Origin of the sequence: Streptomyces sp. NPDC017202 (assembly GCF_044331705.1) — a bacterium.
Taxonomy (GTDB): domain Bacteria; phylum Actinomycetota; class Actinomycetes; order Streptomycetales; family Streptomycetaceae; genus Streptomyces.
Window position 1 is genome coordinate 120184 of the sequence record NZ_JBIRNP010000007.1, and the last position, 20989, is coordinate 141172.

Below are 20989 nucleotides of genomic sequence, written 5' to 3' on the forward strand. Positions count from 1 at the left end.
TTGAGTCTCAGTCCTTCTTCCGCTTGCCCCACCGCTGGGCCGGGACGGTCCGGCCCACGATCACGGTGCGTCGGGGCGCTTTGGCGGGCCCGTCTTCCTTGCGTCCGCCGAGGGCCCGGCGTACGCCGTAACCGAAGGCGGCGACCTTCACCAGGGGGCCGCCGAAGGTGGAGGCGACCGTGGTGGAGAGCGCGGAGGCGTTGGAAGTGACCTCCTGGACGTCCGAGGCGATCGCGTCGACCCGGTCGATCTGGGTCTGTGCCGAGCGGACCGCCGTGGAGGCGTCCGCCAGCAGCGGTACGGCCTGATCGGTCACGTCCGCCACCAGCTTGGTGGTGGCCCTGAGCGTCTGGGCCAGTCTCGCCAGCGCGACCGCGAGGAAGGAGACCAGGATCGCCCAGAACACGGCCACCAGGATGCCGGCCACCTCTCCACCGGACACTGTGCACCCGCTCCCTGAAACGTGCCTCTGCATCGGAAAAGTCGTGGACCGAGCCTATCGCGCCGCCGGGACCGGTCCGAACCGGATTAACGGGCGGCGCGGTCCCGGACATGCGCGGACCCGCCGCCCCGCCCGCCCGGGAGGGCGGGGGGACGGCGGGTCCGGACTCAGAGGTCCTGCGGCCGCCGGAGGATCAGCGGGCGTAGTACTCGACGACCAGCTGCTCGTCGCAGATGACCGGGATCTCCTTGCGGTTCGGCTCGCGGTCCAGGCGGAACGCCAGGGCGCGGAGGTTCACCTGGAGGTAGCGCGGGGTCTCGCCGTCGGGGGCGAAGCCACCCTCGCGGGCGACCGCGAAGAGGGTCTTCTCGCGGCTGCGCTCGCGGACCATCACGACGTCGTCGGGACGGACGCGGAACGAGGGCTTGTCGACCTTCTGGCCGTTGACCTCGATGTGGCCGTGGACGACCATCTGGCGGGCCTGGTAGATCGTGCGGGCGATGCCCGAACGCAGGACCAGCGCGTCGAGGCGGCGCTCGAGCTCGATGATCAGGGCCTCACCGGTCTTGCCCTGGACCTTGGAGGCACGCTCGTAGGCGCGGACGAGCTGGCGCTCGGACACGTCGTACTGCGCGCGCAGACGCTGCTTCTCGAGCAGACGGACCTTGTAGTCCGAGTTCTGCTTGCGGCCGCGGCCGTGCTCACCCGGCGGGTAGGGGCGGGCCTCGAAGTACTTGACGGCCTTCGGGGTCAGCGCGATGCCGAGGGCACGCGACTTCTTGACCTTGGGGCGGGACTGGTTCGCCACTGTCTCTCATTTCCTGGTTTCGGCTTGTCAGGGTTGAAGGAGGTCGCATCCGCAGCCGGGGAGACCCGCCGGGTCCGCAAGGGACCTGCCGGGCAGCCGCTCCCCTGGTCTGGGCACATACGTGCAGCACGCGAGTGGCCCACCGACCCTGACCGGAAACCCGGCTGGTGGTGGGCTGCCCGCGACACCGTTCGACGGTGCGCGACGCTCCTGGAGCCGGTCCGCGAAGGACCGGGGCTCCGGCTGACCGTCCCGTTCTGACAGCGCGGGACACAGCACTGCGAGCGAGTTTACAGGGTGCTCAGTCCCGCTTGCGACCGAGGTGCTTCCTGGTCCACTCCACGGCGTCCGAGTACCGCGCCTCCGCGCCGTGCCGGGTCGGCTCGTAGTACCGGCGGTCCTTGATGGCGTCCGGGGCGTACTGCTGGGGGGCGATCCCCTCGGGCAGGTCGTGCGGGTACACGTACCCCTGCGCGTGCCCCAGCTTGGCGGCTCCCTTGTAGTGCCCGTCCCGCAGATGCGCCGGCACGGGCCCGGCCAGCCCCTTGCGCACGTCGTCCAGGGCGGCGCCTATCGCGGTCGTCGCGGAGTTCGACTTGGGGGCGAGGGCCAGGGCGATGGTGGCGTGGCTGAGGGTGAGGGCGGCCTCGGGGAAGCCGATCATGGCGACGGCCTGGGCGGCGGCGACCGCGATCGGCAGGGCGCCGGGGTCGGCCAGGCCGATGTCCTCGCTGGCGGAGATCATCAGGCGGCGGGCGATGAAACGGGGGTCCTCGCCCGCCTCGATCATGCGGGCCAGGTAGTGCAGGGCCGCGTCGACGTCGGAGCCGCGGATCGACTTGATCAGGGCGCTGGCGACGTCGTAGTGCTGGTCGCCGTCGCGGTCGTACTTCACGGCGGCCCGGTCGACCGTCTCCTCCAGGGTGGCGAGGGAGATCTGCGTCTCGCCCTTGTCCAGGGCGGCTCCGGCGGCGGCCTCCAGGGCGGTGAGGGCGCGGCGGGCGTCACCGCCGGCGATGCGCAGGAGGTGGTCCTCGGTGTCCTCGGGGAGGTCCACGGCGCCCTTCAGTCCGCGTTCGTCGGCCACCGCGCGCCGCAGCAGGCCGCGCAGGTCGTCGTCGGTGAGCGGTTCGAGGGTGAGGAGGAGCGAGCGGGAGAGCAGGGGCGAGATCACCGAGAAGAACGGGTTCTCCGTGGTGGCCGCGATCAGGGTGACCCAGCGGTTCTCGACGGCGGGCAGGAGGGAGTCCTGCTGGGCCTTGCTGAAGCGGTGGATCTCGTCGAGGAAGAGGACCGTCTCCTTGCCGAAGCCCCCGGTGGCGCGGCGGGCGCCGTCGATGACGGCACGGACCTCCTTGACGCCGGCGGTGATCGCGGACAGTTCGACGAAGCGGGCGTCGGTGGCCTTGGAGACGACGTAGGCCAGGGTGGTCTTGCCGGTGCCCGGCGGGCCCCAGAGGATCACCGAGGAGGGACCGGCCGGGCCCCTGGCGCTCTCGCCGACCAGGCGGCGCAGGGGTGAGCCCGGCTTCAGCAGGTGCTGCTGGCCCACGACCTCGTCGAGGGTGCGCGGGCGCATCCGGACCGCCAGGGGGCTCCCGGCGGGGTCCTTCTCCTGGCGTTCTTCGGCTGCGGCGGTGAACAGATCGGGCTCCACGCTGAAACCCTAGTTCACCGGACCGACAATGCCGTCGGCCGCCGGGAGGCCCTGGCCGGCCGGATCCGTCCGGTCCCGGCCGGGGCGGACGGGGCCGAGCAGGGGCGGCCGGGGCCGGGCGGGTCAGCTGGTCCAGAAGTCCCACCAGCGCGTCAGGATCAGCATGCCGATGATGCCGACGTGCAGCACGGGCAGGACCCAGGTGAACTCGCCGAAGAAGCTCTTGAGCCAGCCGGGGGCGGGCAGGAAGCCGTTGCGGACGTTGAACGAGGTCACGTACCAGAACATGAAGATCGTGGCGACCCAGGCCAGGGAGCACCACAGGCACAGGGCGTTGATGCGGTACAGGGACTGGAACATCAGCCAGGCGCAGAAGACGACCCCGAAGAGGGTGCCGGCGTTGAAGGTGAGCCAGTACCAGCGCGGGAAGCGGGCGCCCGCGAGCAGGCTGATGCCGACGCAGACGACGATGCCGTAGGCGACGAGACCGAGCATCGGGTTGGGGAAGCCGAAGACCGAGGCCTGGTCGCTCTCCATGACGCTGCCGCAGGAGACGACGGGGTTGAGGCTGCACCCGGGGGTGAAGGTCTTGCCCTCGACCTTGGCCTCGAGGAGCTTGAACTTGTCGACCGTGATGACCCACGCGGCGAGCAGTCCGGCCGCGCCGGTGATCACCAGCAGCAGGGCGAACGCCCGGCTGCCGCCCGCCGTCCCGGTCGCGGCCGGTTCGGCACGCCGCGGACCGGGTTCGGTGGAGACGTCGTTGACTGTCGTCTTGCTCATCACGCCGATTCCGTCACTTGAGACTTGGACCTTCTTCGGGCACGGCCATTGTGCCGCACGCGCGCGCGTGCGCACCGTTCGCTCCACATAAGGATGAAGGTGAGATCCGGTACGGGTGTTCGGTTCCGGACAGCCGTACCGGGTGTCCGGTCCGGGCACCGCCGGACACGGTCCGGGCACCGCGTCGGGCCTGGCACCGGACACCGGGCACGACGAGGGCGCCGGACGTCCGAGGAGATGTCCGGCGCCCCGCGCGTGCCCGTCAGCCGAGCCGCGACTCCAGCTCGGCCACGATCTCGTTGACGCCGACCGCCGTCTGCTCGCCGGACTCCATGTCCTTGAGCTGGACGACGCCCTCGGCGAGGTCGCGTTCGCCGGCGACGATCGCGTACCGGGCGCCTGACCGGTTGGCCGCCTTCATCGCGGCCTTGAGGCCCTTGGCGCCGTAGGAGAAGTCGGCGGCGACGCCGAGCTTGCGCAGTTCGGTGACCTTGCCGAAGAGGACGCGGCGCGCCTCCTCCCCGAGCGGGACCGCGAACACGCTGGTGGACGCGGGGAGCCGGAGTTCCACGCCTTCCGCCTCCAGCGCCAGGACGGTGCGGTCGACGCCCAGTGCCCAGCCGACGGACGGCAGCGCAGGGCCGCCGATCATCTCGGACAGGCCGTCGTAGCGCCCGCCGCCGCCCACCGCGGACTGCGAACCGAGGCCGTCGTGGACGAACTCGAAGGTGGTGCGGGTGTAGTAGTCCAGGCCGCGGACCAGCTTCGGGTCGTCCTCGAAGGCGACGCCGGCCGCCGTGACCAGCTCGCGGACCTCCTCGTGGTACGCCTTGCAGGCGTCGCAGAGGTAGTCGCGCAGCAGCGGGGCATCGGCCAGCTGCTTCTGGACGTCCTGGCGCTTGTCGTCGAGGACCCGCAGCGGGTTGATCTCGGCGCGGCGGAGCGTGTCCTCGTCGAGGTCCAGGCCGCGCAGGAAGGTCTGCAGCGCCTCCCGGTACACCGGACGGCACTCCTTGTCGCCCAGGCTGTTGAGCAGGATGCGGAAGTTCCTGAGCCCCAGGGAGCGGTACGCCTGGTCGGCCAGGATGATCAGCTCGGCGTCCAGCGCCGGGTCCTCGGCACCGATCGCCTCGGCGCCGACCTGGGAGAAGTGGCGGTAGCGGCCCTTCTGCGGGCGCTCGTAGCGGTAGTACGAGCCGGAGTACCAGAGCTTGACCGGGAGGTTGCCCGCCTTGTGGAGGTTGGCCTCGAGGGCGGCGCGCAGGACCGACGCCGTTCCCTCGGGGCGCAGCGCGAGCCGGTCGCCGCCCTTGGTCTCGAAGGCGTACATCTCCTTGGTCACGATGTCGGTGGACTCGCCGACACCGCGCGCGAACAGCTCGACGTTCTCGAAGCCGGGGGTCTCGACGTAGCCGTAGCCGGAGTTGCGCAGCGGGGCGGCGATCGCCTCGCGGACGGCCAGGTACGTGGCGCTGTCCGGCGGGATGAGGTCGTACGTGCCCTTGGGGGCCTGGAAGGTACTCACGGGAGGTCTCTCGTCACATTCCTCGTCGGGGAGCCTCGGAGGCTCCCTGGCCGGCGGCCACCTGCCGCAGATACGGGTTGGTGGCACGTTCCTGGCCGATGGTCGTGTGCTCATTGTGACCGGGCAGCACCACGGTGGAGTCGTCGAGCGGAAGGACCACGCGGGCCAACGACTCGAGCATGTCGTCCATGGAGCCACCGGGCAGGTCGGTGCGTCCGATGGAGCCGGCGAACAGCAGGTCGCCCGAGAAGAGGACGGACGGGACGTCCGCGCTCTCGGGCATCCGGAAGGTCACCGACCCCCTGGTATGGCCCGGCGCGTGCGCGACGGAGAACTCCAGACCCGCCAGCTCCAGCTTCGCCCCGTCCGTCAGCTCACGGACGTCGTCGGGCTCCCCCACGGTCAGCTCGCCCAGCAGCGGCAGGCCGATGGACCGGCCGAGCCCCTTCTCGGGGTCGCTCATCATGAACCGGTCCTCGGGGTGGATCCAGGCCGGGACGTCGTGCGCCCCGCAGACCGGGACGACCGAGGCCACGTGGTCGAGGTGGCCGTGGGTGAGGACGACGGCGACGGGCTTGAGCCGATGCTTCCTGATCGCTTCCTCGACTCCGGGGGCCGCCTGGTGGCCCGGGTCGATGATCACGCACTCCTCACCGGCGGCGGGGGCGACGAGGTAACAGTTCGTCGCCCAGGCCCCGGCGGGGAACCCGGCAATGAGCACGATCGTCCTTCGTTTGTGTCGATACGGGTGGCTTGGGAGCGGCTGCGCCCGCGGTCAGAGCCTACCGGCGCTGCCGATTCCTCAGCGAACCCATATACGGTACGGGGCACACGCAGGCGGTCGGCTCACTGGACGCACGCGTACCGGTGGACATACGAGACGCACGAGGAGAGAACCCGGTGGTCACCCAGGAACAGCGCAAGCGTCAGCTCGCCCGGGAGAAGTTCTTGCGGCAGCAGCAGCGCCGTACGGCCCTGCGCCGCAAGGCACGCGCTCGCAACGCGGTGATCGCGTCGGTCCTCGGCGTGGTTCTGGTGGGCAGTCTGGCGCTGTACACGACCGGCGTCCTCAAGGGCGACGACAAGGCGAACGCGAGCTCCGAGGCGAGCCCGTCGGCCTCGCCGAGCGCCGTCAAGGACCCGTGCGAGAAGCCCGCCGCGGGCGCGGTCAAGACGCAGACGTGGAAGAAGGAGCCGGCGATCACGATCGACAAGTCGGCGAAGTACACGATGAAGCTGGCCACGACCTGCGGCGACATCGACGTCGCGCTGAAGACGTCGGCGGCCCCGCACACCGTGAACTCGTTCGCCTTCCTCGCCGGCAAGGGCTACTTCGACCACACCAAGTGCCACCGGCTCACCACCAACGGCATCTTCGTGCTCCAGTGCGGCGACCCGACGGGCAGCGGCAGCGGCGGGCCCGGCTACACCATCCCGGACGAGAACCTGAAGGACACGAGCCTCAAGGCGAACGTCTACCCGGCCGGCACGGTCGCGATGGCCAACACCAGCCAGCCCAATAGCGGCGGCAGCCAGTTCTTCCTCGTCTACGAGGACAGCCAGCTCCCGCCCAGCTACACGCCGTTCGGCACGGTCTCCGAGGCCGGCATGGCCGTCCTCAAGAAGATCGCCGCCGCGGGCGAGAACACGGGCGCCGGCGACGGCGCCCCCAACGCGACCGTGGTGATCGACAAGGCGACGGTCACCAAGTCCTGACGACGGGGCGGCGACCGCCCCATTTCGGTCGCGCTGGATGCGGACAGGCGGCCCGCCGGTCGCCTATGTTGGCCGTGACGAAACTGTGGACGATGCCCGGGGCGCCGAAGCCCTTCGGAGGCATCATGTGGAGGAGGCGCTGTGAGCAGCGACCCGTGGGGCCGCGTCGACGAGACGGGGACCGTGTACGTGCGTACGGCCGACGGCGAGCAGGTCGTCGGTTCCTGGCAGGCCGGCTCCCCCGAGGAGGCGCTGGCCTACTTCGAGCGCAAGTACGAGGGCCTGGTTGTCGAGATCGGCCTCCTCGAGAAGCGGGTGCGGACCACCGACCTGTCGGCGAAGGACGCCCAGGTCGCGATCGGCCACATCCGCGAGCAGGTGGACGCGCATCACGCGGTCGGCGACCTGGACGCGCTGCGCACCCGGCTGGACAAGCTGGTGGCGACGGTCGAGGCGCGCCGCGAGGAGCGCAAGCAGCAGCGGGCCAAGCAGTCCGACGAGGCCCGCAGGGCCAAGGAGGACCTCGTCGCGGAGGCCGAGCAGCTGGCGCAGTCCGACCAGTGGCGGGCGGCCGGTGAGCGGCTGCGGGCGCTGGTGGACACCTGGAAGGGCCTGCCGCGCCTGGACCGCAAGTCGGACGACGAGCTGTGGCACCGGTTCTCGCACGCCCGGTCGGCGTTCTCCAAGCGCCGCAAGGCCCACTTCGCGCAGCTCGACGCCCAGCGCGAGGAGGCCCGCCGGGTCAAGGAGCGGCTGGTCGCCGAGGCCGAGGCGCTGTCCGGCTCGACGGACTGGGGTCCGACGGCCGCGCGCTACCGCGACCTGATGACCGAGTGGAAGTCGGCCGGCCGCGCCCAGCGCGAGCACGAGGACGACCTGTGGAACCGCTTCCGCGGCGCCCAGGACGTCTTCTTCGCCGCCCGCGGCTCGGTCTTCGCGGAGCGCGACGCCGAGCAGACGGAGAACCTGAAGCTGAAGGAGGAGCTGGCCGAGGAGGCCGAGAAGATCCTCCCGGTGACGGATCTCAAGGCGGCGCGGGCCGCGTTCCGCTCGGTCAACGAGCGCTGGGAGGCCATCGGCCACGTGCCGCGCGACGCCCGGCCGAAGGTCGAGGGCCGGATGCACACGGTGGAGCGGGCCATCCAGGAGGCCGAGGAGGCCGAGTGGCGCCGGACCAACCCGGAGGCACGCGCGCGTGCCGAGGGTCTGACCGGTCAGCTCCAGGCGGCCGTGGACAAGCTGCGTTCCCAGATCGAGCAGGCGCGCGCCCAGGGCAACAGCGCCCGGGCCGACAAGCTGGAGCGTGAGCTGGAGGGCCGTCAGGCGCTGCTGGACCAGGCGCTCAAGGGGCTCCAGGAGTTCGGCGGCTGACACCGCCTGCCGGAACCGGCCCGAACGGCCCGGCCGTGGGAGACCACGGCCGGGCCGTTCGGCGTTCCCGGGCGTCTGACGGCGCCCGGTGCGCAGCACGGTGCCGGGTGTCGCGCGGTGTCCGGAGAGCCGGGCGGGCCGGAGGACTCAGGCGGGGCCGCCGCGTTCGCTGATGTCCAGGGCGTGCTTGAGGACCTCGCAGGCCTGGAGGTGGTTGCCGGACTCCTGGAGCAGGTCGGCGAGGCGTCGGCAGACCAGGACGGCCTCTGGGCCGTAGACCTTGTGGACCTGCTGGAAGGCGAGTTCCAGGACCTCGATGGCGTCCTTGACCTGGCCGGTCTCGGCGAGGAGTTCGGAGAGTTCGAGCTGGACGGCGAGCAGGTCGCCCTGGGCGTCGGCGGTCCGCTGTTCCTGGAGGGCGAGCCGCAGCACGGGCAGGGCGTCGCGGGTGTTGCCCTCGGCGCGCAGCAGCCGGGCGACGGCGAGGCCGGTGGAGACCATGGCGGCGCGGACGTCGGCGGGCAGGACCGGGCCCGCCGGGGTGTGGCGGCCGGCCCGGGACTTGTTGCGGGCCAGCGGGAGCCGTCCCACGCCGTTCTCCTGGGAGTGCTGGGGCAGCGGGCGGTTCTTGGCGCGCAGGCGTTCCAGCAGGACGCGGTAGAGCGTGTCCAGGTCGATCAGTTCGGGGCCGTCCTCGACGCCGTGCCGCAGCACGGTGAGGAGTTCCCCGGTGAAGGCGGTGTAGCGCTCGCCGTCGGGGGCCAGGGCGATCCGGTCGCGGGGGGAGGCGGTCAGGACGTACGCCCCGTCCACGGCGGCCTCCGCGGCGAGGACGTCGCCACCGGACAGGGCTCGGGCGGCGCGGCCGCTGAAGCAGCAGTCCAGGACGACGACCTTGCGGCGGGCGCGGGCGGAGCGCAGCGCGGTGCGCAGGTGCTGGTAGGCGACGGCGGTGTAGCCGAGGTGTTCGCGGGAGTCGCCGAGGGCGAGGTAGAGGTCGGCGGACTCCGCGTCGCGCATGCCGTGTCCGGCGAAGTACACCAGCAGGGTGTCGGTGGCCTCCTCGCTCGCCCGGTAGACGGGGTCGAGGATGGTCTGGGGGCTCAGCGGGTCGGTGACGACCGTGCAGTGCTGCACGGGCAGCCCCCACACGGTGGCGTCGCACAGTTCGGCGGCGAGGTCGACGACACCTGTCTCGACGGCGGGGAGCTGGGGCAGGTGGCGGTAGGAGGCGGTGCCGATGAGCACGGCCCGCGAGCGCGCCGGGTCAGGGAGTGCCGTCATCGCCTCCGCTTCCCTCGGTGCGGGGGGCGGGGGCGGTGTCGCCGTCGAGGAGGGCGACGAGGCGCCGTACGGCCTCCTCGTCGCGGGCCGCACGGGCCGTGAGCAGGACCTCCACGTCGCCGCGGCGCAGGGTGACGGCCGGTGCGCGGCGCAGGGAGGCCTGCCACTGGAGGACGGAGACCACCAGGGAGGCCACGGACAGTCCGCCCGACACGGCCAACTGGAGCACGTCGAAGCCGGTGCCCATGACGCCGGGCGGGGGCGGGGCGGCGGCGGGGCGGGCCCGCACGCCGGCGGTGTCGTCCGCGCGCAGCCAGCGCAGCAGGGAACGCAGGTCGTCCTCGGTGCCGGTGTCGTCCAGGGAGGCGGAGATCCCCGGGCCGGGATCAGTCATCGTGTCCGTCCGTTCGTCGGGCCACGCGTGCGTTGACGCGGGAGAACAGTTCCAGTGCGTCCCGTCCGGCGTCGAGCCGGGCCAGACAGACCGCGTGCCAGTACTGGCTGGTGAGGGTGGTCGGATGGTCGGCCCCCAGCGTGGAGAGGCAGACCGGGACCACGACCGACAGCATCTGCGCCGCCTCCTGGAGGCGTCCGCGCTGCACCAGGTTGACCGCCTCGCGCTGCCGGGACAGGGCGCTCTGCGGGGTCATGCTGCCGAGCACGATCCTGCGGGTGGTGTCGCTGAGGGTGGCGGGCCGGAAGGGGTCCGGTGACGCGTCCCGCTGCTCGGGCAGGACGGGCTCCTCGTCCCAGAGGTACTCGGGCACGCCCTTGTGCGCTCCGCCGAGCACGCCGGCTTCCGCGAAGTGCGGCACGGCCCGGGCGTCCCGTACGGCCTCCTCGCGGGCCCGGCCGGTCACCAGGCCGGCCAGGGCCTCCGTGCCGCCGTAGGTCAGGGGCAGCAGGACGTCCCGGATCGCGGCGGCGTCCTGGCGGCGGACGGCGGGGTCCTGCCGGCAGAGGTCGTCGACCAGCCGGCACAGGTTTCCGGGGCCGTCGTAGCGGCTCCCGGTGAGCGGGGGGACGCCGTCGCCGAGGGCCCGCTCCATGATCGCGCCGAAGTCGACGGTGGGGCCGAACGGCAGCTCGCCGGTGATCATCAGGTACATGCAGACGCCGAGGCCGTACCAGTCGGCCGCGCGTTCCGGCAGGACTCCGCGCATGGCCTCGGGCGCCATGAACTGCGGGGTGCCGACGAGGGCGCCGGTACGGGTGATGGCGGCCTCGCCGGCCAGCCGGGCCAGACCGAAGTCCTGGAGGACCACGCGGCCGCTGCGGGTGATGCCCACGTTGGTGGGCTTGACGTCGCGGTGCAGGACTCCGGCCTCGTGCGCGGCCTCCAGGGCCTCGGCCATGCCGAAGGCCACCGTGCACACGACGGCCGTCGGCAGCGGTCCGGCGGCCGCCACCAGGTCGGCCAGGGTGGTGCCGTCGAGCACCTGCATCACGAGGTAGGGGGTGCCGTCGTGCACCCCGGTGTCGTAGAGGGTGACGACGCCCGGGTGCTCGATCCGGGCCAGGGCGCGGGCCTCCCGGCGGAAGCGGTCCCAGGCCTCGCTGTCCCCCGCCAGACCCTCGACGGCGGTGAGCATCTTCACGGCGACGCGGCGGTCGAGCCGGGTGTCCTCCGCCTCGTGCACGACGCCCATGCCGCCGCGGCCGAGGAAGCGGACGGGGCGGTAGCGCCCGGCCACCAGAAGGGGCGCGGCGGGCGGCGACGCCTCGACCGGCCCGTCCACCGGCCCGTCGGCCGGTGGCGCCCCGCCCGTTAATCCGTCCTGTCCGGTACCGCCCATCCCTCTCCCCCGTCCCCGTCGGCCCCTGCCGTCCGCCCGTAGGTTACGGCCTGCGTGCCGATGTCACCCGGTAGACGTCATAGACGCCCTCGACCCCGCGGACGGCCTTCAGGACGTGTCCCAGGTGCTTGGGATCGCCCATCTCGAAGGTGAAGCGGGAGGTGGCGACGCGGTCGCGGGAGGTCTGCACGGCCGCCGAGAGGATGTTGACGTGCTGGTCCGACAGGACCCGCGTGACGTCCGAGAGGAGCCGCGAGCGGTCCAGCGCCTCGACCTGTATGGCGACCAGGAAGACCGAGGACTGCGTCGGCGCCCACTCGACTTCGAGGATGCGCTCCGGCTCCCGCGAGAGCGAGTCCACGTTGACGCAGTCGCTGCGGTGGACCGACACACCGCTGCCGCGCGTGACGAAGCCGATGATCGGGTCGCCGGGGACGGGCGTGCAGCAGCGGGCCAGCTTGACCCACACGTCGTCGACGCCCTTGACGACCACACCCGGGTCGTTGCTGCTGCGCCGCTTGCGCCCGCGGGACGGGACCGTCTCGTCGATCTCCTCGCTCGCGGCCTCTTCGCCGCCGAGGGCCTGCACCAGCTTCTGCACGACGTTCTGCGCGGCGACGTGCCCCTCGCCGATCGCGGCGTACAGCGAGGAGATGTCCGGATAGCGCATCTCGTGCGCGAGCGTGACCAGGGAGTCACCGGTGAGGATGCGCTGGATCGGCAGGTTCTGCTTGCGCATCGCGCGGGCGATGGCGTCCTTGCCCTGCTCGATCGCCTCGTCGCGGCGCTCCTTGGAGAACCAGGCCCGGATCTTGTTGCGGGCCCGCGGTGACTTGACGAAGCCCAGCCAGTCGCGGGACGGTCCGGCGCCGACCGCCTTGGAGGTGAAGACCTCCACCAGGTCGCCGTTGTCCAGCGTGGACTCCAGCGGTACGAGTCTGCCGTTGACCCGTGCTCCTATCGTCCGGTGGCCGACCTCCGTGTGCACCGCGTACGCGAAGTCGACCGGCGTCGCCCCGGCCGGGAGCGCTATGACGTCGCCCTTCGGTGTGAAGACGAAGACCTCGTTGCGGGAGAGGTCGAAGCGCAGCGAGTCCAGGAACTCGCTGGGGTCCTCGGTCTCCTTCTGCCAGTCCAGGAGCTGCCGCAGCCACGCCATGTCGTTGAGGTGGTCGTCCTTGCCCTTGCCGGACGACTTGGAGGCGTCGCTGCGGACCTTGGAGGCACCGGCGACGGCTTCCTGCTTGTACTTCCAGTGGGCGGCGATGCCGTACTCGGCACGGCGGTGCATGTCGAACGTGCGGATCTGGAGTTCGACGGGCTTGCCGTTGGGGCCGATGACCGTCGTGTGCAGCGACTGGTACATGTTGAACTTGGGCATCGCGATGTAGTCCTTGAACCGCCCCGGAACCGGGTTCCAGCGGGCGTGGACGGTGCCCAGCGCCGCGTAGCAGTCACGGACGGTGTCCACCAGGACGCGGATGCCGACCAGGTCGTAGATCTCCGCGAAGTCACGGCCGCGGACGATCATCTTCTGGTAGACGCTGTAGTAGTGCTTGGGGCGGCCGGTGACGGTCGCCTTGATGCGGGCGGCGCGCAGGTCGGCCTGGACCTCGTCGGTCACTATGGCCAGGTACTCGTCACGCTTCGGTGCCCTTTCGGCCACCAGCCGGACGATCTCGTCGTACATCTTGGGGTAGAGGATCGCGAAGGCGAGGTCCTCCAGTTCCCACTTGATGGTGTTCATGCCCAGGCGATGGGCGAGCGGCGCGTAGATCTCGAGGGTCTCGCGCGCCTTCTTCTCCTGCTTCTCGCGCTTGAGGTAGCGCATGGTGCGCATGTTGTGCAGGCGGTCGGCCAGCTTGATGACCAGGACGCGCGGGTCCTTGGCCATGGCGACGACCATCTTGCGGACGGTCTCGGCCTGCGCGGCTTCGCCGAACTTGACCTTGTCGAGCTTGGTCACGCCGTCGACGAGGAGGGCGACCACGTCGCCGAAGTCGCGGCGCAGGTCGTCCAGGCCGTACTCGGTGTCCTCGACCGTGTCGTGGAGCAGGCCCGCCATGAGGGTGGCGGGATCCATGCCCAGCTCGGCGAGGATCGTCGTCACCGCGAGCGGGTGCGTGATGTACGGGTCGCCGCTCTTGCGCTTCTGCCCCCGGTGCCAGCGCTCGGCGACCTGGTAGGCCTTCTCGATCTGGCGCAGGGTGGCGGTCTCGATCTTCGGGTCGTTGCTGCGTACTATCCGCAGCAGCGGTTCCAGGACCGGGTTGTACGGGTTCGCGCGCTGGCCGCCGAGGCGGGCGAGACGGGCGCGGACGCGGTTGGAGGAGCCGGAGCGGGCGGGCTGCTGCGCGGCGGCGGGACGGGCGGCCGACGGGACGGCGGGGCGCTCGGGCGAGGGGGACGCCGCCGCCCTGGCCGCGTCGGACGCGGGGGCCGGCTTGGGGCGGGGCTGCTCGGCCGGCTGCTGCTCGACGGGGGCGGAGCGGTCGTGCTCGACCGGCCCGCGGGCGTCGTCGGGCGCCTGCGACGCGGGCTCGGCCGCGGGCTCCGAGGAGGGCTCGGGCTTGGCGGCGGTCAGGTGCTGGGCCTCGTCTGGCAAGAGGGCTCCTCGTGCGCGATCCGGGTGCCCCGGTCAGGCTCCGGAGCATCCATCGTAGCGATCCCGGGCTGCGGGATCGCCTCCGGACCGATGTGAGGACGGTCCGCCCGGGGAACACGAGGGGCGGGCACCGGATTCCTCCGGGCCCGCCCGCTTGCCGTACGGCGGTCGTCACGCCGTGCCGGTCGTGCTCCACAACGCTGTCAGACCGTGAGCAGCGCCTCCAGCGGGGCTCCGGCCAGGGCCGCCTCCAGGCGGCGCCGGCCGTCGAGGAAGCCCAGCTCCATGAGGACGGCGACGCCCGACACCTCGGCGCCGGCGCGGTGGATGAGCTGGATCGACGCCTCGGCGGTGCCGCCGGTGGCGAGGACGTCGTCGACGATCAGGATGCGGTCGTCGGCGGTCAGGTCCTCGGCGTGGATCTCGATCTCGGCCGAGCCGTACTCCAGGTCGTAGGCCTGGGCGAGGGTGGCTCCGGGGAGCTTGCCCGCCTTGCGCACGGGGACGAAGCCGAGGCCTGCCCGGACGGCGACGGGAGCGCCCAGGATGAAGCCACGGGCCTCCAGACCGACGACCTTGGTGGCACCGGTGCGCACGGCGATCTCCACGAACGCCTCGGTGAGCGCGGCGAACGCCGCCGGGTCCGCGAGCAGCGGCGTGATGTCCTTGAACATCACGCCCGGCTCCGGGTGGTCGGCCACGTCGCGGATGCGGCTGAGCAGCAGCGTCGTGAGGTCGGTGGTCTCGGTCATCGGCGCTTCCCCGAGGGACGGCCGCGGCCGCGGCTGCGGGACGAGGGCTGGGTGCGGGGGCCGACGACGGCCGTCTCGGCGTCATCGGGGTCCCCGGCGTCCTCGCCACGCCCGTCGTGGCCGTACGGCCGCGCGGGCTCCTCGTCGGCGTGCGACTGGGCACGCTTGGCGAGGACGCGCTTCCTCAGGGCGCGCACCTGCGGCTCGCGTTCCTTGAGGTCGGCGACGAGCGGGGTGGCGATGAAGATCGAGGAGTAGGCGCCGGCGGCGAGACCGACGAACAGCGACAGCGAGATGTCGTTGAGCGTGCCCGCGCCGAGGAAGCCGCCGCCGATGAACAGCAGGCCCGCGACCGGGAGCAGCGCGACCACCGTGGTGTTGACGGAACGCACCAGGGTGCCGTTGATCGAGCGGTTGGCGATCTCGCTGTAGGTGAAGCGGGTCTGCTTCGTGAGGTCCTTCGTCTGTTCCTTGAGGGAGTCGAAGACGACGACCGTGTCGTACAGGGAGTAGCCGAGGATGGTCAGCAGACCGATCACCGTGCCCGGCGTGACCTCGAAGCCGACGAGGGCGTAGATGCCGACGGTGATGGTGATGTCGTGGATCAGGGCGACGAGCGCCGCGACGGCCATGCGCCACTCGAAGGCGATCGCCAGGTAGATCACGACCAGGACCATGAAGATCGCCAGACCCTGCCAGGCCTTGTTGGCGATCTGGTCACCCCAGCTGGGGCCGACCAGATCGGCGGCGATCGACTCGGGGTCGACCTTGAACTCCTTGGCCAGGTCCTCCTTGACCGCGTCGGACTGCTTGGTGTCCATGCCGGCGATCTGGATGCGCAGCGAGCCGTCGCCGAGCTTCTGCACGACCGCCTGGTGGCCCGCCGCCTCCTCCGCGGCGGTCTCCGCCCGCGAGACGGAGACGGAGGTGTTCTTGGCGGTGGTGAAGACGGCACCGCCCTGGAAGTCGATGCCCATGTTCAGGCCGCGGACCGCCAGGCCGACGATGGCCGTGATCGTGATCAGGATCGAGATGCCGTACCAGATCTTGCGGTGACCGATGAAGTCGTAGCTGATCTCACCACGGTGCAGTCGGGCGCCGAGGCTGCCGAGTTTCGACATCGCTCACGCCTCCTTCGTCTCGACGGGACCGGCGGCAGGACCGGAGGGACGGCGGGTGCGGCGCAGCGGCGGCTTGGCGCCCAGGCTCTTCGGGTCGAGGCCGGACCACTTGTGGCCGCCGGCGAAGAACTTGCGGCGCGCGATCAGCGTCATCAGCGGCTTGGTGAAGAAGAAGACCACGACCACGTCGAGGACGGTGGTCAGGCCGAGCGTGAACGCGAAGCCCTGGACCTTGCCGACGGTGACCAGGAACAGCACCGCGGCGGCGAGGAACGACACGAAGTCGGAGACCAGGATGGTGCGCCGCGCCCGGGGCCAGGCCCGCTCGACCGCGGGGCGCAGGGAGCGGCCCTCGCGGATCTCGTCCCGGACCCGTTCGAAGTACACGATGAACGAGTCCGCGGTGATGCCGATGGCGACGATGGCGCCGCAGACGGCCGGCAGGTTGAGGGCGAAGTGGATCGTCGGGCCGAGCAGCGACATGATCACGTACGTCAGCGCGGCGGAGACCAGCAGCGAGGCGATCGCGATGAGCGACAGGCCGCGGTAGTAGGCCACCAGGTAGACGATGACCAGGCCGAGGCCGATGGCGCCCGCGATCAGACCGGCACGGAGCTGGTCACCGCCGAGCGCGGCGGTGACGGTCTGGACGCTCGACTCCTGGAAGCTGAGCGGCAGCGCACCGTACGACAGCATGTTGGCGAGGTTCTGGGCCTCCTCCTGCTGGAAGCTGCCGGAGATCTGGGCCTGGCCGCCGGCGATGGAGGAGCTGACGTACGGGCTGGAGACGACCTCGCCGTCGAGGACGATGCCGAACTGGTTCTGCGGCTGCTGGTTCTGGGCGAGCTGACCCGTGATGTCCGCGAACTTCTTCGCGCCCTTGGAGTCGAACTTCATGTTGACCTGCCAGCCGGCGGCACCCTGGGTGTCGTAGGTCGCCTTGGCCTCCTTGACCTCGGTGCCGTCGACGGCGGCCGGGCCGAGCAGGTACTTGTACCAGACGCCGTCGATGTCGCCGCAGGCCACGGTCGTGTCGCCGGGCTTGACGCCTTCGCCGAGCCCGGCGCGCTGCGAGCGCTTGCTGCAGTCCAGGGCGGCGTACTTCGCCTGGAGGGCCGCCTCACCGGTGGTGCCGCCGCTCGCGGACGCCGAGGGGCTGGCGGCGGCGGAGGCGCTCGCGGAGGGCGACGGCGTGGAGTCGGCCTTCAGGGCGTCGGTGACGGCACGGCCCTGGGAGGTGGCGGAGGCCGACGGAGAGGTCGAGGAGGAGGCCTTCTCACCTGACGAGGCGCTCGCGGAGGGGCTCGGGGAGGCGGCCGGGGAACCGCTGGCCGACGGGCTCGGCGAGCCGCTCGCGGCGGCGCCGCTGGGCTCGCTGGCCAGGACCGGGCGGAAGTACAGCTTGGCGGTGGTGCCGACCTGTGCCCGGGCTTCCTTGGAGTTGATGCCCTTGGGGATGTTCACGATGATGTTGCGGTCGCCCTGGGTCTGCACCTCCGCCTCGGAGACGCCAAGACCGTTGACACGGCGGTTCATGATCTCGACCGCGGTGTCCATGTTGGCCTTGTTGATCGCGGACCCTTGGTCGGCCTTCGCCTCGAGCGTGATGCTCGTACCGCCGGCAAGGTCGATGCCGAGACGCGGAGTCGTGTGACCGGAGAGGAACATGCCTCCGGTGAGCCCCACGATGGCGATCAGGATCAGGGCCAGCGAGCGCCACGGCTTGCTCTGGGCGCTCGCGCTCCGGCCCTTTTTAGGTGCTGCCACCTTCTCGTACTCCCTCTCGGGCCGCCTCGCGCCGGATCAGCGCGGCAGCGGCCATGACATGGTGTCGGGATCCCCTATGTGCGAGATTGCGCGCGCCCGGGACACGCGGGACCGGCCCGCCTGCCCCGGGTCGTGGCTACTTCTTCGCGTCGGAGTCGCCGTCGGTCTTCTTCGGCTCTTCGTCGGCCTCCGCAGCGGCGGTCTCCTCGGCCTCGTTCTTCGTGCCGGGCTCCTCGTCCTTCTTGCCGAGGTCGACGGGCTGGTCGCCGGAAGCGGCGGCAGCGTCGGCGGACCCGTCGGTCCCGGTGAGGGAGGAGGCGTCGTCCGGGACGACGTCGGCGTCGGACTTCAGGTCGTGCTCGATGCCGTGGACGATGCGGTTGTACTCGTCGTCCGTCAGCACGGCGCCGATCGAGTTCTTCGCGAAGAGCAGGTCCACACCCGGGCCGGCGTCGAGGAGGACCGTGTCCTCGTTGACCTCCTTGACCGTCGCGTACATGCCCCCGATCGTGCGGACACCGCTGCCGGGCTGCATCTGGTTGCGCATGTCCACGGCCTGCTGCTGCTTCTTCTTCGCCGACCGGGTCATCAGGAACATGGCCCCGATGAGCACGATGAACGGGAGGAGGGTCACGAGACTCACGGGTCGGTACTTCCTTCACGCGACCGCGGTGGTGAGCGGCCTGATGGTTGGGGGTGTGTGCGCTGCCGACAAGGGCGGCATCGGCGGAGTCTAAGCGAGTCCGCGTGCAGGGAACAACGCTCAGCATGGCACCAGGGTTCCTGGTGCCGCCATCACCGCGTCCGATCCCGGGCGGATGCCCGGGCGGTCACGCCCCGAACAGGTCCTGTTGTCCGTTTCCCGCGGTGGCGGGGCGGGGCGGGGTCAGGTCCAGGTGGGTCCAGGCGGCGGGGGTCGCGACCCGGCCGCGGGGCGTGCGGGCGAGCAGGCCCTCGCGGACGAGGAAGGGTTCGGCGACCTCCTCGACGGTCTCGCGCTCCTCCCCCACGGCGACGGCGAGCGTGGACAGGCCGACCGGTCCGCCGCCGAACAGCTTCAGCAGGGCCGTGAGGACCGCGCGGTCGAGGCGGTCGAGGCCGCGGGCGTCGACCTCGTAGACCTTCAGCGCGGCTTCCGCGATCTCGCGGGTGATCCCACCGTCCGCCTTGACCTGGGCGTAGTCCCGGACGCGGCGCAGCAGGCGGTTGGCGATGCGGGGCGTGCCGCGGGAGCGGCCGGCGATCTCGGCGGCGCCGTGGGTGTCGATCTCGACGTCGAGGAGGTTCGCCGAGCGGTGGATCACCCGCTCCAGCTCGGCCGGCTCGTAGAACTCCATGTGCGCGGTGAAGCCGAAGCGGTCGCGCAGCGGGGGCGGCAGCAGGCCCGCGCGCGTGGTGGCGCCGACCAGGGTGAACGGGGGCAGCTCCAGGGGGATGGCGGTGGCGCCGGGGCCCTTGCCGACGATGACGTCGACGCGGAAGTCCTCCATCGCCATGTAGAGCATCTCCTCGGCGGGCCGGGACATGCGGTGGATCTCGTCGAGGAAGAGGACCTCACCCTCCTGGAGGGAGGAGAGGATCGCGGCGAGGTCGCCCGCGTGCTGGATGGCGGGGCCGCTGGTGATCCGGATCGGGGCGCCCATCTCGGCCGCGATGATCATCGACAGGGTGGTCTTGCCGAGGCCGGGGGCGCCGGAGAGCAGCACGTGGTCGGCGGTGGCGCCCCGCGCGCGTGCGGCGCGCAGGACCAGGTCGAGCTGTTCGCGGACCTTCTCCTGGCCGATGAACTCGCCCAGGTCCTTGGGGCGCAGGGCGGCCTCGACGGCCTGGTCCTCGCCGTCGGCGACAGAGCCCACCAGTCGCTCCGCGGCGGGGCCGGCGAGCCCCTCGTCGGCGGTCGCGTCGGTCGGGTCGTCCCAGTTCATGTGGTGTGCCTCGGGGATGTAGGGGGGTCAGCGGGCTCGGTTGAGGGTCTGCAGCGCCGCCTTCAGGAGCTGACCGACCGGGGGTGTGCCACCGGCGGCCTCGGCCTGCGGCGCGACCGCGGTGACGGCCTCCTCGGCCTCGCGGGTCGCGTAGCCGAGGCCGATCAGGGCCGCGTGCAGCTGGTCGCGCCAGCCCTGGGTGACGGGGGTGCCGACGGCGGGGGCGCCGGTCGGCTCGCCGAGGCGGTCCTTCAGCTCCAGCAGGAGCTTCTGGGCGCCCTTCTTGCCGATGCCGGGGACGGCGACGAGGGCCTTCTCGTCACCGGTGGCGACGGCTCGCCGCAGGGCGTCCGGCGAGTGGACCGCCAGCATGGCCTGGGCGAGGCGGGGGCCGACCCCGCTCGCGGTCTGGAGCAGTTCGAAGACCTGGCGCTCGTCGTCGTCGGCGAAGCCGTACAGGGTGAGGGAGTCCTCGCGGACGACCAGGGAGGTGGCGAGTCTCGCCTCCCGGCCCGTGCGCAGGCCCGAGAGCGTGTTCGGCGTGCACTGGACGGCGATGCCGATGCCGCCCACCTCGACCACCGCGCAGTCGGGGGCGAGGGCGGCGACCGGTCCGCTCACGAAGGCGATCATCCCGTACGGCCTTTCGATGTGTGCAGGGCGACGGCCTGCTGGAGTCGGTTCTGCGCGGGGGCGCGCCAGATGTGGCAGATGGCGAGGGCGAGGGCGTCGGCGGCGTCGGCGGGCTTGGGGGGCGCGTCGAGCCGGAGCAGCCGGGTCACCATGGCACCGACCTGGGCCTTGTCGGCGCGGCCGCTGCCGGTGACGGCCGCCTTGACCTCGCTGGGGGTGTGCAGGGCGACCGGGATGCCGCGGCGGGCGGCGCACAGCATGGCGACGGCGCTGGCCTGGGCGGTGCCCATGACCGTGCGCACGTTGTGCTGGCTGAACACCCGCTCCACGGCGACGAATTCGGGGCGGTACTCGTCCAGCCACCGCTCGATGCCCTGCTCGACGGCGACGAGGCGCTGTCCCAGCTCGGCGTCCGCGGGCGTCCGTACGACACCGACGCCGAGCATGGTGAGCGGCCGGCCCGCGACGCCCTCGACGACGCCCACGCCGCATCGCGTGAGACCGGGGTCCACCCCGAGTACGCGCACGCGCCCTCCTCGTCCTCGTCCGGACCCGCGCCCGGACTCCTGCGCCCCGGTCCCCGTGACCGGGCTCTCGTGTCCGGGCCGGCAACGGCCGAATGCCGTGACCGGTGATCCCTGACGGTCGCCAGGCTATCCGCTGGCACCGACAACGCCGTCGGGGGGGGGGGGGGGGGGCCCCCCCCCCCCCCCGGCGCCCCCCCCCCGGCCCCGGGGGCACGCGCGACGCAAACCAGCTCAACCGCCGGGTCCTCAAGGCTGGGGCCACAATTTGAAGCGACCC

At 71.7% G+C, this 20989-nt stretch carries 19 protein-coding genes; 2 read left to right on the top strand and 17 right to left on the bottom strand.

From position 1 onward, the window contains the following. Positions 1–7: 7 nt before the first annotated feature. From ACH4N1_RS16315 to ACH4N1_RS16340, 6 genes are all read right to left on the bottom strand, one after another. Positions 8–442, bottom strand: coding sequence for a DUF948 domain-containing protein (locus ACH4N1_RS16315; RefSeq protein WP_366057828.1), 435 nt, complete (start codon positions 440–442; stop codon positions 8–10). Between the two features lie 193 nt (positions 443–635). Beyond that, positions 636–1250 (bottom strand): 30S ribosomal protein S4, encoded by a 615-nt coding sequence (gene rpsD, locus ACH4N1_RS16320; RefSeq protein ID WP_363091367.1) that lies wholly within the window; start codon positions 1248–1250, stop codon positions 636–638. 301 nt (positions 1251–1551) lie between these two features. Further along, the gene (locus tag ACH4N1_RS16325) at positions 1552–2907 is read right to left on the bottom strand and encodes a replication-associated recombination protein A (protein WP_398097672.1); all 1356 of its coding nucleotides are present in this window, start codon (positions 2905–2907) and stop codon (positions 1552–1554) included. Between the two features lie 123 nt (positions 2908–3030). Then, a complete protein-coding gene (locus tag ACH4N1_RS16330; protein ID WP_398097674.1) occupies positions 3031–3690 on the bottom strand; it encodes a vitamin K epoxide reductase family protein in 660 nt (219 codons plus the stop codon). Positions 3691–3952: 262 nt separating this feature from the next. After that, on the bottom strand, positions 3953–5215 hold the full coding sequence (hisS, locus tag ACH4N1_RS16335) for a histidine--tRNA ligase (RefSeq protein WP_398097675.1): 1263 nt from the start codon (positions 5213–5215) through the stop codon (positions 3953–3955). Positions 5216–5228: 13 nt separating this feature from the next. Beyond that, positions 5229–5936: an MBL fold metallo-hydrolase gene (locus tag ACH4N1_RS16340; RefSeq protein ID WP_382787702.1), complete on the bottom strand. Its 708-nt coding sequence runs from the start codon at positions 5934–5936 to the stop codon at positions 5229–5231. A gap of 179 nt (positions 5937–6115) precedes the next feature. On the opposite strand from ACH4N1_RS16340, the gene ACH4N1_RS16345 reads away from it, so the two are divergent. Both ACH4N1_RS16345 and ACH4N1_RS16350 read left to right on the top strand, forming a co-directional pair. Beyond that, positions 6116–6931 (top strand): peptidylprolyl isomerase, encoded by an 816-nt coding sequence (locus ACH4N1_RS16345; RefSeq protein ID WP_398097677.1) that lies wholly within the window; start codon positions 6116–6118, stop codon positions 6929–6931. Between the two features lie 141 nt (positions 6932–7072). Next, positions 7073–8302: a DUF349 domain-containing protein gene (locus ACH4N1_RS16350; protein ID WP_398097678.1), complete on the top strand. Its 1230-nt coding sequence runs from the start codon at positions 7073–7075 to the stop codon at positions 8300–8302. A gap of 147 nt (positions 8303–8449) precedes the next feature. On the opposite strand, the gene ACH4N1_RS16355 is transcribed toward ACH4N1_RS16350, so the two are convergent. The 11 genes from ACH4N1_RS16355 to ruvC form a co-directional block, all read right to left on the bottom strand. Continuing rightward, the gene (locus tag ACH4N1_RS16355) at positions 8450–9586 is read right to left on the bottom strand and encodes a caspase family protein (protein WP_382794472.1); all 1137 of its coding nucleotides are present in this window, start codon (positions 9584–9586) and stop codon (positions 8450–8452) included. Then, on the bottom strand, positions 9570–9980 hold the full coding sequence (locus ACH4N1_RS16360) for a hypothetical protein (RefSeq protein ID WP_398097680.1): 411 nt from the start codon (positions 9978–9980) through the stop codon (positions 9570–9572). Before ACH4N1_RS16360 ends, ACH4N1_RS16355 begins: the two co-directional genes overlap by 17 nt. Beyond that, complete coding sequence (locus tag ACH4N1_RS16365; RefSeq protein WP_398097682.1) at positions 9973–11382, bottom strand: protein kinase; 1410 nt, start codon at positions 11380–11382, stop codon at positions 9973–9975. The genes ACH4N1_RS16360 and ACH4N1_RS16365 overlap by 8 nt, the downstream gene beginning before the upstream one ends. A 43-nt stretch (positions 11383–11425) precedes the next feature. Next, a complete protein-coding gene (locus ACH4N1_RS16370) occupies positions 11426–13987 on the bottom strand; it encodes a RelA/SpoT family protein (protein ID WP_398097683.1) in 2562 nt (853 codons plus the stop codon). A 203-nt stretch (positions 13988–14190) separates the two neighbouring features. Continuing rightward, complete coding sequence (locus ACH4N1_RS16375) at positions 14191–14739, bottom strand: adenine phosphoribosyltransferase (RefSeq protein WP_398097685.1); 549 nt, start codon at positions 14737–14739, stop codon at positions 14191–14193. Continuing rightward, positions 14736–15860 (bottom strand): protein translocase subunit SecF, encoded by a 1125-nt coding sequence (gene secF / locus ACH4N1_RS16380; protein WP_398097686.1) that lies wholly within the window; start codon positions 15858–15860, stop codon positions 14736–14738. Before secF ends, ACH4N1_RS16375 begins: the two co-directional genes overlap by 4 nt. A gap of 3 nt (positions 15861–15863) precedes the next feature. Then, entirely contained in the window at positions 15864–17627 is a 1764-nt protein-coding gene (gene secD / locus ACH4N1_RS16385; protein ID WP_398097687.1) for a protein translocase subunit SecD, read from the bottom strand. A gap of 136 nt (positions 17628–17763) precedes the next feature. Next, positions 17764–18270, bottom strand: coding sequence for a preprotein translocase subunit YajC (gene yajC / locus ACH4N1_RS16390; RefSeq protein WP_398097688.1), 507 nt, complete (start codon positions 18268–18270; stop codon positions 17764–17766). Positions 18271–18457: 187 nt separating this feature from the next. Continuing rightward, positions 18458–19552 (bottom strand): Holliday junction branch migration DNA helicase RuvB, encoded by a 1095-nt coding sequence (ruvB, locus tag ACH4N1_RS16395; RefSeq protein ID WP_366057845.1) that lies wholly within the window; start codon positions 19550–19552, stop codon positions 18458–18460. A 27-nt stretch (positions 19553–19579) separates the two neighbouring features. After that, on the bottom strand, positions 19580–20185 hold the full coding sequence (gene ruvA, locus ACH4N1_RS16400) for a Holliday junction branch migration protein RuvA (RefSeq protein WP_398097689.1): 606 nt from the start codon (positions 20183–20185) through the stop codon (positions 19580–19582). Beyond that, positions 20182–20712: a crossover junction endodeoxyribonuclease RuvC gene (gene ruvC / locus ACH4N1_RS16405; protein ID WP_382792981.1), complete on the bottom strand. Its 531-nt coding sequence runs from the start codon at positions 20710–20712 to the stop codon at positions 20182–20184. The genes ruvA and ruvC overlap by 4 nt, the downstream gene beginning before the upstream one ends. Positions 20713–20989 lie beyond the last annotated feature (277 nt).